The 16,171-nt window shown below is 50.7% G+C and carries 10 protein-coding genes; all 10 read left to right on the top strand.

The annotated features are described in order from the left end of the window. The first annotated feature begins 14 nt into the window (after positions 1–14). The 10 genes from Q1V85_RS06090 (at position 15) to nagA (ending at position 16,170) form a co-directional block, all read left to right on the top strand. On the top strand, positions 15–1,853 hold the full coding sequence (locus tag Q1V85_RS06090; RefSeq protein WP_300598394.1) for a RagB/SusD family nutrient uptake outer membrane protein: 1,839 nt from the start codon (positions 15–17) through the stop codon (positions 1,851–1,853). Positions 1,854–1,897: 44 nt separating this feature from the next. Next, entirely contained in the window at positions 1,898–3,013 is a 1,116-nt protein-coding gene (locus Q1V85_RS06085; protein WP_300598393.1) for a right-handed parallel beta-helix repeat-containing protein, read from the top strand. A gap of 188 nt (positions 3,014–3,201) precedes the next feature. Next, positions 3,202–6,414 carry a TonB-dependent receptor gene (locus tag Q1V85_RS06080; protein WP_300598392.1) on the top strand — a complete coding sequence of 1,071 codons (3,213 nt, stop codon included), beginning with the start codon at positions 3,202–3,204 and terminating at the stop codon, positions 6,412–6,414. An 18-nt stretch (positions 6,415–6,432) separates the two neighbouring features. Further along, the gene (locus tag Q1V85_RS06075) at positions 6,433–8,151 is read left to right on the top strand and encodes a RagB/SusD family nutrient uptake outer membrane protein (protein ID WP_300598391.1); all 1,719 of its coding nucleotides are present in this window, start codon (positions 6,433–6,435) and stop codon (positions 8,149–8,151) included. A gap of 216 nt (positions 8,152–8,367) precedes the next feature. Next, the gene (locus tag Q1V85_RS06070; RefSeq protein ID WP_300598390.1) at positions 8,368–9,795 is read left to right on the top strand and encodes a Gfo/Idh/MocA family oxidoreductase; all 1,428 of its coding nucleotides are present in this window, start codon (positions 8,368–8,370) and stop codon (positions 9,793–9,795) included. A gap of 22 nt (positions 9,796–9,817) precedes the next feature. After that, entirely contained in the window at positions 9,818–11,119 is a 1,302-nt protein-coding gene (locus tag Q1V85_RS06065; protein WP_300598389.1) for an acetylxylan esterase, read from the top strand. Continuing rightward, positions 11,116–12,651: a PQQ-dependent sugar dehydrogenase gene (locus Q1V85_RS06060; RefSeq protein WP_300598388.1), complete on the top strand. Its 1,536-nt coding sequence runs from the start codon at positions 11,116–11,118 to the stop codon at positions 12,649–12,651. Before Q1V85_RS06065 ends, Q1V85_RS06060 begins: the two co-directional genes overlap by 4 nt. Before the next feature lie 202 nt (positions 12,652–12,853). Further along, complete coding sequence (locus Q1V85_RS06055) at positions 12,854–13,993, top strand: prolyl oligopeptidase family serine peptidase (protein ID WP_300598387.1); 1,140 nt, start codon at positions 12,854–12,856, stop codon at positions 13,991–13,993. An 11-nt stretch (positions 13,994–14,004) separates the two neighbouring features. Continuing rightward, positions 14,005–14,910 carry a carboxylesterase family protein gene (locus Q1V85_RS06050; protein WP_300598386.1) on the top strand — a complete coding sequence of 302 codons (906 nt, stop codon included), beginning with the start codon at positions 14,005–14,007 and terminating at the stop codon, positions 14,908–14,910. A gap of 30 nt (positions 14,911–14,940) precedes the next feature. After that, on the top strand, positions 14,941–16,170 hold the full coding sequence (gene nagA, locus Q1V85_RS06045) for an N-acetylglucosamine-6-phosphate deacetylase (RefSeq protein ID WP_300598385.1): 1,230 nt from the start codon (positions 14,941–14,943) through the stop codon (positions 16,168–16,170). Position 16,171: the final 1 nt, after the last annotated feature.

The following is a 16,171-nucleotide window of genomic DNA, read 5'->3' as shown; positions in this document are numbered from 1 at the left end:
TAAATGATTTTATTATGAACCGGTTATTGATATCTATAAAAGGAATGGTCTTCTTTACCGTGATCTGCATTGCGGTTGGTTGTAAAAAAGAATTTCTGAGCCCGAAACCATTGTCCATCAGCACGCCGGATGCAACCCTGGTAGATGCTAAAGCCATGTATGCGGTGCTGGCCGCCAGTACCCGGAACATCCGGGATCATTATATGGATGGCACTTTTGCGCCTGCCATGTTTACGGAGTACCTGTTTACCGAGTCGATGATCGACGGTACTACGGATAAAACCTTCCCCAGCAGGGATATGAACCGTTTGGTGATTCCCGATGGCGTACTGAACGATCCCAGCTACAACCGCATCGGCGATTGCTGGAACAAAGCCTATGATGCCATCAAAAGTGCCTCCCTGGTTATTTATAATATCGACAAACCGACCTATACCGGGGAGCCGGAGAAAAATGCGGTTTTGGGAACGGCTTATTTTCACCGCGCCTTCTGGTACTACCTGCTGGTAAACCGTTTTGGAGATGTGCCCTGGATCTCAAAACAGATCGTGTCGCCCCAGCTGGACTTTTATTCCACCACCCGGGAGGCGATCCTGAAGAAACTGAGAACTGACCTGGAGTTTGCTATACAGTGGGTACCGGAAACCATTGATAAAGGAAAGGTTTCCCGGGCAGCCTGTTATCATTTGCTGACAAAGGTTTACCTGGCCCTGGGAGCGTTTGATGAAGCCATTGCAGCCGCTTCAAAAGTGATTGACGGAAACTATAAACTGATGACGGCCCGGTTTGGAACCGATGCCGGTGATCCGGCCCGAAATGTGATCTGGGATCTGCACCGGCCGCTGAATAAAACAAGTGCGGTGAATAAGGAAGAAATATTTTCGGTGATCGACCGGTATGGAATGGATGGAAATGTGGCTGCCGGTATGACCTCGATGTATATTTTTACGCCCAACTGGGGCAATACCACCAATGCCATCATGACCCCGAACGGGAACGTAGGGTGCTCCAAGGTCAACGGCCTGGAGATTCCGCAGGTAGAGCGGGTAGGAGGCGGCGTAAATAAAGGACGCGGCACCAATTACAGTACCCGTATGATCTGGGATGATGCCAATGATCTGCGGCATGCACCGGGCAACTGGATGCGGATGGAAGACCTGGTATATAATAACCCCCAGCTAAAAGGGAAAGATTCCTACTATGGAAAGCCTTTACAGCTTAAAGATGACCAGGGCCGCTTACTGACAAAGGATACCATCCGTAACTGGTGTGGGGGATGGCCGCATTACAAATTGTTTATCCCCGATCCTATACGGGTACAGCCGCGCGGCGGAAATACCGACTGGTATATTTTCCGGCTGGCAGAAACCTACCTGCTCCGCGCAGAAGCCCATTACTGGAAGGGTGAAAATGCATTGGCACTGGCCGATATCAATGCCGTAAGGAACCGGGCCGGGGCTGCATCTTATACCGATGCCGGTGCATTGAATATCGGAACCATCCTGGATGAACGGGCCAGGGAGCTTTTCTACGAAGAACCCCGGAAATGCGAGCTGACGCGGATCGCGTTCTTATTTGTAAAAACAGGGAAAGCGGCCTATAACGGTAAAGTGTATGCTGCGCAGAACTTTTCAGAAGTAAACTTTTGGTATGACCGGATGATGGAAAAAACAGAGTTTTTTAACAAAGGGGTCAAAACCGTTGCCGGGGATGAATTTACATTGAGCCCCTACCATGTGTTGTGGCCGGTACCGCAAACTGTCATTGATGCCAATTCGCAGGGGATCATCAATCAGAACAAGGGCTATGTAGGGGCCGGGCGGAATTTGCCGCCAAAGGAAACGATCGATTGATCTGTTTAATAAAACAACAGGCCACTGTAAAAAAAGAGCGTAAAATGAAACGATTGTTGGTCTTATGGATACTGTTTACTGCATTGCCGGGTAATGCGGCTACCCGTTATGCGGCCCCCGGTAAACAGGGTGATGGCAGCGGGTTAACAGCAGGCCAGGCAGCCGATTTTTTAGATGCCGGCTTTTGGACAGGTATTCAGAGCCTCCTTCAAAAAGAAGCCGTAACCGTAAAATTTTCCGGAGGCGATTACCGGAGGGCGTATACTGAAAAAGCATGGATACTGGCGGAAATGGGAAATGAGAGAAACCGGCTGATACTGGAAGGAGAAGCAGGGCAAACGGTCTTCACCGTTCCGGTTGGTTACCAGCAGCAACCCGTTTTGATACTGATCCGTAATACCCGGAACCTGGTGATCCGTAATTTTAGTTTTACAGGGAACGGGAAGCTGGGGTATGCCCTTCAGATAACCTCCGGAAAAGAGGGAACCACCCGCGATATCCGGATCGAAAACTGTTCCTGGACGGATATGCGGGGCATCATTTATGGTGCAACCGGCGCGCATCAGCCCGGAACGGCTGCCATAACATACAAGGGATGCCGGTTTAAACGGGTGGGCATCGACAGCCATTCACACTTTATGTATCACGCGCATCATGCGTCCAACATTCAGGTAACGGACTGCTATTTTGAAGATGCTACCGGGGATTATGTTCGTTTCCGGGATCATTGCGATTATGGCAGCGTTACCAACTCCACTTTTGTACGAACCGGGATGTTCCCGGCTTACCCGTTTATTTCGGTTCCGCTTTTCAATGATATCGATCCCGGCGATGAAACCTTTGCCACCCATTATACATTTACCGGCAATCGTTTCAGGAATACCAGGTACGCTATCGCGTTTCATCATTATGGTTTTGATCCGGCCGGTAAGCATTACCTGCTAAGCGCCGCCGAGGGAGCTATATTGGATAACGGACAACCAGCGGAAAAGAAAAAATTGCTGCTGCAGCAGTTTGGTATCCGGACTGATGCCATAAAGATCCGCAATAATATAAACGAACAGATAACGGGCCGGGTGGTCATGGGCAGCTTTCCAAGGTATGGAGCCGCATCCAAAGGCTGGAGCGGCTGGGGCGATATCAGTATATTTTTTAAATAAAAGAAAGGATTGCTTTCAAACAAAAATGAACAGGATAAAGACCGCATCGGTTCAGGCGCACCGGTTTTCACGGTACCGGCTTCCGGGCAGCGGTTCAAAACATGTTTCAGAAAAAAACGGTAGCCGTGAAGGTTGTTGGAGCGGTTACCGGGACCCTTAATAAATACAAAACGAAAAACTTGTTACACATGAAAAAAAGGAACCTCATGTATCTATGCCTGCTTCTCGGGTTTTTGTTTGCAGGCGCAACCCGGTTTGAGCTGAATGCACAAACAAGAACGGTTACGGGAACGATCACACAGGAAGGGAGTAATACGCCGTTGGAAGGTGTTACGGTAAATGTGGAAGGCTCCGCCGACGCCGCTCTTTCGGATCAGAGCGGCCGGTACACCATTTCGGCCAGCCCGGGGAAGTGGCTGGTATTTACTTATATAGGGATGGATACCATACGGCGGGAGGTGGGCGCCTCCACAACAGTGGATGTTGCGATGAAATTATCAAAGAGTTCCATGGATGAAGTGGTAGTGGTGGGGTATGGAACACAGAAGAAAAGCAACCTGACGGGTTCGATTGATGTGATTTCCGGCGAGCGGTTAAAGGATCGCGCGGCAAATAATGTGGGTGATCTGATAAAAGGTGCTTCACCCAACCTCAATATCACCATGAATATGCGGGGCGGTGAGCCGGGCTCCGCCGCTAACTGGAACATCCGGGGGATGGGTTCCATCCAGGGGGATGCTTCACCGCTGATCCTGGTAGATGGGGTGGAAATGAACATCAATAATGTGGACCCGGAATCGATCGAAAGTGTTTCCGTATTGAAAGACGCCTCGGCATCTGCTATTTACGGATCGCGGGCCCCGTTTGGCGTAATCCTCATCACCACCAAAAAGGGCAGCAGGAACGGCGGTGTCAATATCCAGTATACCAACAACCTGTCGTGGGAGAGCCCGGTCCGGTTGCCCAGCTTTGCAGACGCCTATACCTGGGCTACCGCATACAACCAGGCGGCTGCTAATGCCAAGGCTACCGCCGTATACAGTGAAGAGCAAATGAAACGCATCCAGGATTATATAAATGGTTCCTTCCCCTACGAGTATAACCCAGATAAGCCGATTGATAATTTGTTTGGCGGCCGCCGGGACGGGAACGCCAATAACGACTGGCCGCACCTGCTGATGCGCGACTATGCCTTCAACCAAAAACACAATATCAATGTTTCCGGGGGCAATGAGCGTAACCAGTATTACCTGGGAGGCGGATATGTAAATGAGAACGGGTTATACGAGTGGGGCAACGACAGCTATAAACGGGTGAATTTTATCGGTAACTATAATACCACGATTACTTCCTGGCTCAAATTCAACTCCAGCGTAAAGTATGCCTCCGGGAAAACCGATTATCCCATCGGCTATACGACCGTAGGGCGCGAGCACTTCTTTAACGGGCTGCTGACCTTTGCCCCCATGATGCCGTTTCATAATATCAACGGCACGGTACAAAGCCCGCTGGTACGGTACCTGCAGGGCACCGGGCGGGACAAGGGGTATACGAATGATTTTTTTATCACCCTGGGTGGTGAGCTGGAACCTGTTAAAGGCTGGAAGACGTTGTTCTCCTATAACTACAATAACCAGGGCTACCGGAGCACCTCCAATCCAAAGCCGGTACCGGTGGAACTGGGCACCGGCCAGTTTGCCAATATCGGGAAACCTGTTGCAGGCTATGCATCGGCATTTTCCCAGAATATTTATACCCTTATCAATGGAACAACTTCTTATGAAAGAAAAGTGAACAGGCATTATTTTAAAGCGCTGGCGGGTTATGAGCAGGAATACCGTTATTATACCGGGTTGAGCGGATCCGGTGCCAACCTCGTCAATGTGGATGTACCTTCCATCAGCGGCTCATTGGGGGCGCGGGTGGTAAGTGACCAGATCTATCATTGGGCCACGCAGGGGGTCTTTGGCCGGCTTAACTATAATTTTGACGAAAGGTACCTTATAGAATTCAGTGCGCGGTATAACGGGTCTTCAAGATTTGCGCCCGGTAAACGCTGGGGCTTTTTCCCGGCGGGGGCCATTGGGTATGCCATTTCAAAGGAGCGTTTCTGGGAGCCCATCAAACCTTATGTGAATACCCTTAAATTAAGGGCCTCCTACGGAGAACTGGGGAACCAGAATATTATTGCAACCGGCCTTTTAAATGAACAAAACTACCGCTACCTGGCCACGGTACCTACGGGCAGCCAGCTGAACTGGATCATTGACGGTGTGCGGCCACCCTTTGCCAATGTTCCCTTGCTGAAAAGTGCCGATCTGACCTGGGAAACCATTACCTCTTTTAACGGGGGCATCGATGCGGCATTTTTGAATAACCGGTTAAACCTGACAGCCGACTGGTACAAACGGATCACGGATGATATGGTGGGGCCTGCCCTTAGCCTGCCATATCAGATCGGTGCCGTCGCTCCCCCCACAAACAATGCAAAGCTGTCCACCACCGGGTTTGAACTGGTGTTGTCATGGAAGGACCAGGTATCGCCCCGGTTTGGCTATAATGCCGGTATAAGCTTTGGCGATAACCGCTCCGTAATCCTCCGCTACCGCAATGATAAGGGGAGCATTGATACCTGGTATAACGGCAAACAGGTGGGGGAGATCTGGGGCTTTATCAGCGACGGGTTGATCCAGAGCCCCGGTGAACCCATGGCCGATCAATCCAAATACTGGAGTACCTGGGGGCCGGGCGATATGAAATATAAGGATGTGAACGGAGATGGTATCATTAACGATGGCCAGCGGTCATTGAGCAATCATGGCGACCTGGTGGTGATCGGTAATAACCAGCCAAGATATAATATCGGCATCACTGGTGGTGTAAACTGGAGGCAGTTCGATTTTTCGATGTTCTGGCAGGGTGTAGGAAAACAGGATTATTACCCGGGTACGGACTCACCGGTATTTTGGGGCCTGACTACCGCCTGGAGCGGATCGGCCGTTTTTAAGCACTCGCCCAACCTGGACTATTGGCGTCCTGCTGATGAGACCAATATTCTGGGACCCAATACCGATGCCTACCTGGCCAAGCCCTATTTTACGGCAGAAACCAATAAAAACCGCCAGGTGCAAAGCCGGTACCTGCTGAACGCTGCCTACCTGCGGCTCCGGAACGTTCAGCTGGGCTATACATTGCCGGCAGATCTGTTGCGCAAAATAAAGATCAGTAACCTCCGGGTATATCTTTCAGGAGAAAACCTGTTGCTGATCACCAGTGTGCCCAAAGTGTTTGATCCTGAAACGATGATCGCTTCAGACAGGAGTTTCGGAGGGTATCAAACCGCCGGGATGATTTACCCCCAAACCAGCGCACTTTCATTCGGACTGAATCTTACCTTCTAATATGTAACTATGAATATCATGAAAAAATATTGCATTATCATAATGGTACCGGCCCTGTTGCTGATCAGTGCCTGTAATAAAAATTTCCTGGATCGCGAGCCCCTGGATGCCACCACATCGGATGTGTTTTTTGAAACGCCCGACCAGATGCGTACCTATATCAATTCGTTCTATAGCTCGGCCAATTTTCCCAAATATGAAAATCACGGGAGCGACTACGAGAGCGATAACCAGGTAACCAATACACCCAACCTGCGGCTCCAGGGTACACGGGTTGTTACTACTTCCGGTACGATTAGTTTTACCGATGTACGCCGGATCAATTTCTTCTTTGATAATTACCGGAGAGTAGAGAAAGGCTATAAGCTTGATCAATACCAGCAATACCTGGGGGAAGCCTATTTCTTCCGGGCGTTGATCTATTTTAAGTTATTGCAGAGTTATGGACCGATACAGATCGTTACAAAAGAGTTGGCGGTTGATGCACCCGAGTTGTTTAATCCACGGGATCCGCGAAATGCCGTTGCTGATTTTATCATCGGTCAGCTGGATTCTGCTGCCCTGTACCTGACCGCCGATAAAACCTCCGGCGCCGGGCGGATCAACCGCTGGATCGCTTTGCTGATCCAAAGCCGTGTGGCCCTGTACGAAGGCTCCTGGGAAAAGTACCATGCCGGCACCCCCTTCGGCGTGGAAAACGCTAAACCCGAGGTATATTTTGCAAAGGCAGCCGAAGCGGCAGGTAAGGTGATCGATGCAAAAATATACAGCGTGTACAGTACCGGTAAACCCCAGTCTGACTACAAGGACCTGTTTGCCCTGATGGACTACAGTACCAATAGTGAAATGATGTTTTGGCGAAAGTATGATAACAGCCTTACGGGCGGGGATCCGGATTTTACAAATGACCGCTTTTACCGGATGACCACTCCCACCAACCGGACCATCACCCGGCAACTGGCCGATGCCTACCTCTGCACCAACGGCAAACCCATTACCGGCAACGACCAGTTTCAGGGGTACAATACACTGGCGCAGGAAGCCCAGAACCGGGATCCCCGCTTTTATCAAACCATTGCCACACCCGACCAGGTCTGGAAAATCCAGGCAAATGGCAGTACCGAAAACTGGAGTGGTGCCTATGCGCAGCTCAATACGGCGGCCGATTATAATGCGCCCAGCGGCTACATCATCCAGAAAGGATATAACCCCACAATGGCCTACCATGTGCAGCAATATGAAGAGTCGCCCGGCATCATCTACCGCTATGCAGAAGTGCTGCTCAATTATGCAGAAGCCAAAGCCGAATTGGGTACGCTTACACAGGCAGATATCGACAAGTCGATTAAACCGTTGCGCGACCGGGTGGCGATGCCCAACCTGCTGATCTCGGGCATTGTTACGGATCCGAAATGGGATTTTCCGCAATTATCGCCCGTGATCAACGAGATCCGCCGCGAGCGCAGGGTAGAACTGGCTGCAGAGGGTTTCCGCTGGAATGATATTGCCCGCTGGGCCGCGGCAGACGAATTGATCGTGGGTACCCGGCCCAAAGGCTTCAAGGCTTCGCAGATTGCAAAAAATCCCTTCCCGGTAGATGAACAGGGCTTCCTGGACCCGTTCCAGAAATCCCTTCCTTCGGGGTATGGGTTTAAATTGAACAGGGATTACCTGAACTCCATCCCGGAAAGCGAAATTTTGTTGAATGATCACCTGAAGCAAAACCCGGGATGGTGATGGCGCATTCAATGTCGTTTCCTTAAAGCCGCAGATGCGCAGATTTGGTATCAGCTTTAACTACAACAATGTCGCAGAAAAGCGCCGCAGGCGCAATCAGCGTATCTGCGGCAACCATAAAAAATGCTTAAGGAAAGGGCATTGATAGAGCATTCCGCATTCTGTTATCCTGAGGCACAATAAAACATTTAACAACCCGGTAATAAAAATAAGCGTATGACCATACAATCCACCAGAAGGAATTTTATAAAAAGGTCTTCACTGGCGTTGACCGGCATAACCGTGTCAGGAGTCGGTTCAACAACATTTGCGGCACCGTTCATTGATTCCCGCCGGAGGATTATCGGGGCGAATGACCGGGTACGCACCGGCTTCATTGGGGTAGGCAACCGCGGAACCCAGTTATTGCATTTATTTATGGAGCAGCCGGACTGCGAGGTAGCAGCGCTCTGTGATGTATACAAACCGTATGTTACGCGTAACTATGCGGAGGTGCACCCCCGCTATATAAAGGCTACGCCTGCCCAGGTTCCCAAAATGGGCGAGCAGTTCCCCGGGCAGGTAAAGCAGTTTACAGACTATCGGAAGGTGCTGGATGATAAAAGTATTGATGCCGTCTGTATTGCCACTCCCGATCACTGGCATGCCCTGCAAACCATCGATGCCATCAGGGCCGGGAAAGATATATATGTGGAAAAGCCGTTATCGAAAACAATTCAGGAAGGGCGGGCGATGGTAAACGCCGGAAAGAACAGCAGGCAGATCATTACGGTGGGACTCAACCGGCGGGCGGCGCCCGTATTTCAAAAGCTAGCCAAAGAAATACCGGCGGGTAAGATAGGAAAAATAACGTTTGGCACCTGCTGCCATGTAAGCAATATGTTCCGCAATGGTATCGGAAAGCAGAAGCCTGAGGCCCCTCCCGCAAATTTCGATTGGGATCTGTGGCTGGGCCCCCGGGCCTACCGGCCGTATCAATACAATATAGCCCCCTATATGTTCCGCTGGTGGGATGATTACGCCAACCAGTTATCAAATAATGGCATTCACTACCTGGACCTGATCCGCTGGCTGATTAACGAAGAAGCACCGGTTGCCATTAGTGCACATGGAGGCAAATATGTGCTGGATGATGATCGTACGATTCCGGATACCATGCATGTGACCTACGAATTTGGATCCGGTGTTTTAGTAACGGTAACGATCCTGGAAGCCAGCAGCGGTAGTTTTGTGCCGCAGGGCTTTCTGGAGCTCAGGGGCACCAACGGAACCTTATATACCGGAGAGGATGATTATAAAGTGGTGCCTGCCCAACCCGGACAATTCCAGACCTGGCCATCGCCGATGCCGGCGGAAAATTTTGTATTGGATAAGAATGATCCTGCATTCCCCGGAGGCGGCTATAAGAACAGTACCTTTAGTAATATCCGGAACTTCCTGGATTGTGTTAAGTCGCGCAAAGAGCCCTGGGCCACGCTGGAAACAGGGCACCGTTCCACAACGATGGCGCATTTAGGTACCATTGCCATGCAAACAAAAAAAAGACTGGAGTGGGATGCGGTAAACGAACGGTTTACAAATTCAGAAGAAGCCAATAAATTACTTTCGTATGAATACAGAAGGCCATGGAAATTAAATGTATAATGGGTAGCTGAACCTGTTTTTTATGAAAAAACTTTTTAGACAATTAATGACTGCCAGCCTTCTTTGGGTTGTAACATCGATCGCCGTTGCTGCGCAGCCTGTAGTGGTTAAGGTAGTGGCAGATCATGCAGACTGGGTTTACAAGACGGGTGAAAAAGCGTTGTTTTCAATTGAAGTAACAAAGGATAACAAACCTTTGGAGGATATCAGGGTTACGTATGAGGTGGGCCTGGAGCGCATGGCCCCCCTGATAACGGGCGACCTGGTTTTAAAAAAGGGCAGCGGCGTGGTTGATGGCGGATCGTTGAAGATGCCTGGTTTTTTGCGTTGCATTGTTACGGTTAATATGGATGGTACGCCTTACCGCGGACTGGCCACAGCGGCCTTTGAGCCGGAGCAGATCCGGCCCACCACATCGATGCCTGCAGACTTTGTGGCATTCTGGGATAAAGCGAAGGCCGATGCCGGCCGGATACCGATGGATGCAACAATGACCCTGCTGCCTGACCAGTGCACCGGAACGGTAAACGTATACACCATAAGTGTGCAAAATTACCAGCCGGGATCCCGTATTTACGGGGTATTAAGCATGCCCAAAAAAGCAGGCAGGTATCCGGCGGTTTTAAAAGTTCCGGGAGCTGGTGTGGGGCGTTATAGTCCGGATATTGCGCTATCTGAAAAAGGCTTGATCGTACTCCGGATCGGCATTCATGGGCTGCCCTTCACACTTCCGGACAGTGCCTATAAAGCCATCGCAAACGGAAGGCTGAAAGGGTACCCGTTATTTGATCATGATAACCGGGATCGCTATTATTTTAAGCGCGTATTTATGGGATGCATCCGGTCCGTTGACTTTTTGTACAGCTTACCCCAGTTCGATGGAAAGCACCTGGCGGTAGCCGGAGGCAGCCAGGGTGGGGCGCTTACCATTGCAACGGCGGCATTGGATCGCCGGGTTCAATATATGGTAGCCTATTTTCCAGGGCTGGCTGATTTAACCGGTTATTTATATGGCAGAACCGGCGGCTGGCCGCATATGCTTAAGGATACGGATAAGGTAACCAAAGACGAAGTAGAAACTTCTAAATATTATGATATGGCCAATTTTGCCCGGCTGATTAACATATCCGGCTTTTATAGCTGGGGATTCAACGACGAAACCTGCCCCCCAACAACCGCTTATGCGGTTTATAATACGATCAGGGCACCCAAAGAACTACTCATTGTCAAAGCGTCCGGACATCAGTATACCCCGGAGCAACGGGTACGGATGGATACCTGGCTGCTGGAAAAATTAATGAACCATAAACCAGATCAACAATGAAAAAAAGAACGACCGGTATTGCCATCATAACAGGAGCATTTGCTGTAGCAGTAAGCTGTATCCTTTGTCAATGCCGGCAGGCGCAACCCCATGTGCAAACCCGGTTTAATATAATGCTGGATACATCCATCCTGGGCGTGCAGGAGGTTTCAATAAATAACAAAGTGCCCTGGGAGCTCATGTGGGGGCCAGATAACACACTCTGGTATAATGAACAGGAAGGACGTATTTTTCGGCTGGATCCCGCTACCGGGAAACGTAAGTTATTGCTTCGGATGCATGATGTTGCCGGCAAGACCACTGCGGGCCTCCTGGGTATGGTATGCTCTGCACCAGACCCTGCAACCGGCCGGTCTTACTTATTTGCGGCCTCTACGTTTGCCATAAAGGATAGCATTGGTTTAAAGCTGGTGCGGTACCTGGTTCAGAAAGATACGCTCGTTGAGCCTAAGATCATTGCCGCGGTTTCCGGTTTCCGCGGGCATTATGGCAGCCGGGTAGCCATATCGCCGGATCAAAAACTGTATTGGGCCACCGGCGATGGGGCGCAGCAGGGCAGTGCCCAGAGTGCAGCAGATCTTAAGGGAAAGATCCTGCGTTTTAACCTGGATGGCAGCATTCCTGCAGACAACCCGGTACCCGGAAGCCCGGTTTGGGCCAAAGGATTCCGGAACATACAGGGACTTGCGTTTTCAGATAGTGCCCGGCTGTATACGTCGGAGCACGGAGATGCAATAGATGATGAAGTAAACCTGATCCGGAAGGGCGGCAACTATGGATGGTCTGCCATCGAGGGGACTGCCAACCTCGCGGATGAAAAAGCATTTGCAGACAGCGCAAAAGCCATTGATCCGTTACAGGCCTGGACGCCTACCATCGCTCCTTCCGGAATGGCGTTTTATAATCACTCAAAGATCCCTGAATGGAAAAACAGCCTGCTGCTGGTTTCCTTAAAAGACCGGAATCTCCAGGTGCTCCATCTTTCAAAAGATGGCCAAGCCATTGTAAAAGAAACCATCTACCTGGATAAAATATATGGCCGGCTAAGGGCGGTTTGTGTATCGCCTGAGGGAGACGTTTACCTTTCAACAAGTAACCGCGACTGGAATCCTTATAGTAAACCGGCGGCAGATGACGACAAGATCATCCGCATTACCCGGGTGGATCGCGTTACCGCCAAAGAGCTCCGGGGAAAAGCACCGGAAACAAAGGTCAGCAAGGAAAATGCCATGGGACTGTATACCGTTTACTGTGCCAGCTGTCATAAGGAAGATGGGGCAGGAACGCCCGGTACATTTCCGGCCTTGCGCACCACGCCGTTGCTGAATCAGCCGCAGCAGCTGATCGATGTGTTTTTGTTTGGAAAGCGTACGAAAGACAACCCCAGCCGGATGCCGTCGTTTAAATTCCTGAGCGATGAAGAAGCCGCTGCAGTACTCAATTTTATAAGAAGCCGTTGGGGTCATAACAACACGGATTCGATCACAGAAGCGGCCGTACAGGAACGGAGAACCCGGAAAAAAGATGGGTAACCGGTTTAGGTGCCCAGATGCGTGTCTTCACGGATCAGCAGTGTGGTAAAATCAGGGAGAACCATAAGCTCAGATCATAGGTTGACGGAAATGGGTCTTCGCGACCTGCACCGGTTTAACAACAAATCCGGTGATATATACCTCCTGCTGTAACAAAAAAAAAGTAAAGAATAAAAAGAAAAGGATACTATAAAAGCCAGATATGAAGCATAAAAATATACCGCTTATATTGCTGTTCTTCGTTGGTGTAACGGGCGTGGTAAATGGCCAGCGATCAGCAAAGGATGCGGTCGATGATCGTATAGCACCGTACTTTTCCCCGCCCGCTGCATTAAAGGACAGCCCTGGTCCCTACCGGCCGCTGTTACGGTTTTATAATGGCGACACCGTTTTAACCCCGCAGGCATGGAAGAAACGGCGGGCCGAAATTGCAGACACCTGGAACCAGCTGATGGGCCGGTGGCCGGCATTGATAAAAAAGCAGCAGCTGGAAGTGCTGGAAACCACGCAAAAGGAGGGTTTTACACAATACCGGATCCGGTTCCGCTGGACGCCCAATGAAAAAACCGTTGCGTACCTCTGTGTGCCCAAAGCAAAGGGGAAGCTGCCGGCTGTAATAACAACGTTTTATGAACCGGAAACGGCAATCGGGAACGGGAAGCCCAACCGCGATTTTGCCTATCAGCTGGTTAAAAGAGGCTATGTTACCCTTTCTATAGGTACCACCGAAGCTTCCAGGGCCGGCACCTACTCGGTTTATTATCCTTCCATTGAACAGGCAACGGTAGCACCGCTGTCGATGCTGGCCTGTACGGCAGCAAATGCCTGGTATCTTTTGGCAGGATTGCCTTATGTTGATCATAAGCGGATCGGGATCATGGGACATTCATTCGGTGGTAAATGGGCGATGTTCGCTTCCTGCCTGTTCGATAAATTTGCCTGCGCCGTATGGTCAGACCCGGGCGTGGTATTTGATGATACAAAAGGAAGTGCCGTCAATTACTGGGAGCCCTGGTACCTGGGTTATTATCCGCCACCGTGGAAAGATACCTGGCGAAAGAACGGGAACACGACGGATGCGAAAGGCCTTTATCCTAAACTGATCAAAGAAGGTTATGACCTGCATGAGATCATGGCCTTAATGGCCCCGCGCCCGTTCCTGGTATCGGGCGGGTCTTCTGATCCTGTAGACCGGTGGACGGCGCTCAACCAGGTGATCCGGGTAAATCGATTATTAGGATATACCAACAGGGTAGCCATGACCAACCGGCCTAAACATGATCCGGATGACGCATCCAACGAAGCGGCATATCTTTTTTTTGACACTTTTTTAAAGCAATAATGATCCCGTCTATGTATGCTGAAAGATTAAAAACCATCAGTGGCCTGCTTTTTATAATGACCGTACTTTTTTCTACGGTGCCGGTGTTCGCACAATCGGAGGAAAGTACCGTAACGCGTATTAAAAATATCCGGTATGCGCCCATGCCTCCCGCGCCTTTTGATAAGGATTCGGGTTGTGACCGGACGCTCGACCTGTACATTCCTGAAGAACCGTCCGGTAAAAAATGGCCGGTACTGGTCTTTATCCATGGCGGCGGGTTTGCCGGTGGCGATAAAGGAGGCAATGCAACGCTCTGTGAAAAAATTGCACGATCGGGGATCGCGGTTGTTTCCGTCAATTACCGCCTGTACCTGAAATACCATAAAAATGCAGGAGCAGGCGCGGGTGCCAATATGGGTAAAGGGCTGCCGGCAGATGGGCGCTTTCATCCGGAGCTTCAAAAAGCCATCGGTATAGCGGCCGACGATGCAACGCTTGCCCTGCAATGGTTGAAGGATCATGCGGCGCATTATTCAATGGATGCCCAAAAACTAATGGTCTCCGGTGGTTCTGCAGGTGCTATGACGGCCCTGTATGTGGCATATGTAAAACCGGCACTTCCATTAAAGATCAGCGGGGTGATCGATTTCTGGGGCGGACTGGAGGATGCTGCGGTTATTAAAAAAGATGCGCCGCCGGTATTGGTGTATCATGGCAGTGCGGATCAGACCATCCATGTAGCCTATGCGGCAGCCCTGCAGCAACGAATGAAAGAAACCGGCAACCGCCTGTCTGAATTTCATATCATGGAAGGGAAAGGGCATGCGGCTTACCGGGTTATTGAAACCGAAAAAAGCGGGGAGGTGGTATCGTTTATAAAAAGGATCGTTGATACGGCCGCAATGCCGGGGCGAACGAAAAGCAGGAGACGTTGAATAAAGGAGTTTACATATTAAAAGAACCGTATGCTGAAAATTATAAATGGCACTATTATTACACCTGCAGAGATCATTCATGGTGGAAGCCTATTGGTTGATAACGGTAAAATAGTTGCTATCAGCAACGCACCCATCGAAGCGCCCTGTGCCGAAGTCATCGATGCCCGCGGGCACTATGTTGCTCCTGGGTTTATAGATATGCATGTGCATGGCGGTGGTGGATACGATTTTATGGATGGCACCGTGGAAGCGTTCCTGGGCATTGCAGAAACCCATGTCCGTTATGGCACTACTGCGATGTACCCGACCACGTTGACCAGCGAGGTTCGTGATCTTTTTGCCACGCTCGATTCCTTTAAAGAGGCCAGCCGGAAGAACAGCAAGGGCGCACAGTTGATGGGCATGCACCTGGAAGGACCTTATTTTGCACTGAGCCAGCGGGGAGCGCAGGATCCGAAATATATCCGTAACCCCGATCCCGCGGAATATCGGAAAATACTGGATTATTCAGATGATATCGTACGATGGAGCGCCGCACCGGAGCTGCCCGGTGCCATCGAGTTTGGGCGCTATGTACGGTCAAAAGGAAAAGTACTGGCGCTGGCACATACGGATGCTGTTTACGAGGAGGTATTGGAAGGCTTCAACAATGGTTACACCCTGGCCACACATTTCTATTCGGCCATGAGCGGGGTTACCCGCCGGAATGCATTCCGGTATGCAGGTGCCATAGAAGCCGGTTACCTGATCGATGAAATGGATGTGGAAGCCATTGCGGATGGCGTGCACCTGCCTCCGCCGCTGTTGAAGCTGATCTGTAAGATCAAAGGGCCAGACCGGGTAGCCCTGGTTACCGATGCCATGCGGGGCGCGGGCATGCCGGAGGGCGAAAGCATATTGGGGAATATCCATACCGGCCTAAAGGTGATCATAGAAGATGGGGTGGCCAAGCTGCCGGACCGGTCGGGTTTTGCGGGCAGTGTGGCCACAGCAGACCGCCTGGTGCGTACGATGATCCATGAAGCCGGCGTGCCATTGAAGGATGCCGTAAAAATGATGACGCAGAACCCTGCCCGTATTATGGGTATAAGCGCAACAAAGGGCGAGCTGGCAGCAGGCAAGGATGCAGATATTGTGCTCTTTGATGATCAGGTAAATGTATGCCTGGCAATGGTAGCCGGGGAGGTGAAACACCGGGTGGAGATAAAAGGGCCCGCTCCGGGATACCAGGCCTGGAACCGGGAAGGAACAAACTGAG

Origin of the sequence: Niabella sp. (assembly GCF_030150205.1) — a bacterium.
Classification (GTDB): Bacteria; Bacteroidota; Bacteroidia; order Chitinophagales; family Chitinophagaceae; genus Niabella.
The sequence above is the reverse complement of the archived record's forward strand: the minus strand, read 5'-3'. Positions and strand labels throughout refer to the sequence as shown.

Coding starts and splice junctions, on each gene's coding strand:
- Q1V85_RS06090 (WP_300598394.1), top strand. CDS start 15: ATGAACCGGTTATTGATATCTATAAAAGGAATGGTCTTCTTTACCGTG.
- Q1V85_RS06085 (WP_300598393.1), top strand. CDS start 1,898: ATGAAACGATTGTTGGTCTTATGGATACTGTTTACTGCATTGCCGGGT.
- Q1V85_RS06080 (WP_300598392.1), top strand. CDS start 3,202: ATGAAAAAAAGGAACCTCATGTATCTATGCCTGCTTCTCGGGTTTTTG.
- Q1V85_RS06075 (WP_300598391.1), top strand. CDS start 6,433: ATGAAAAAATATTGCATTATCATAATGGTACCGGCCCTGTTGCTGATC.
- Q1V85_RS06070 (WP_300598390.1), top strand. CDS start 8,368: ATGACCATACAATCCACCAGAAGGAATTTTATAAAAAGGTCTTCACTG.
- Q1V85_RS06065 (WP_300598389.1), top strand. CDS start 9,818: ATGAAAAAACTTTTTAGACAATTAATGACTGCCAGCCTTCTTTGGGTT.
- Q1V85_RS06060 (WP_300598388.1), top strand. CDS start 11,116: ATGAAAAAAAGAACGACCGGTATTGCCATCATAACAGGAGCATTTGCT.
- Q1V85_RS06055 (WP_300598387.1), top strand. CDS start 12,854: ATGAAGCATAAAAATATACCGCTTATATTGCTGTTCTTCGTTGGTGTA.
- Q1V85_RS06050 (WP_300598386.1), top strand. CDS start 14,005: ATGTATGCTGAAAGATTAAAAACCATCAGTGGCCTGCTTTTTATAATG.
- nagA (WP_300598385.1), top strand. CDS start 14,941: ATGCTGAAAATTATAAATGGCACTATTATTACACCTGCAGAGATCATT.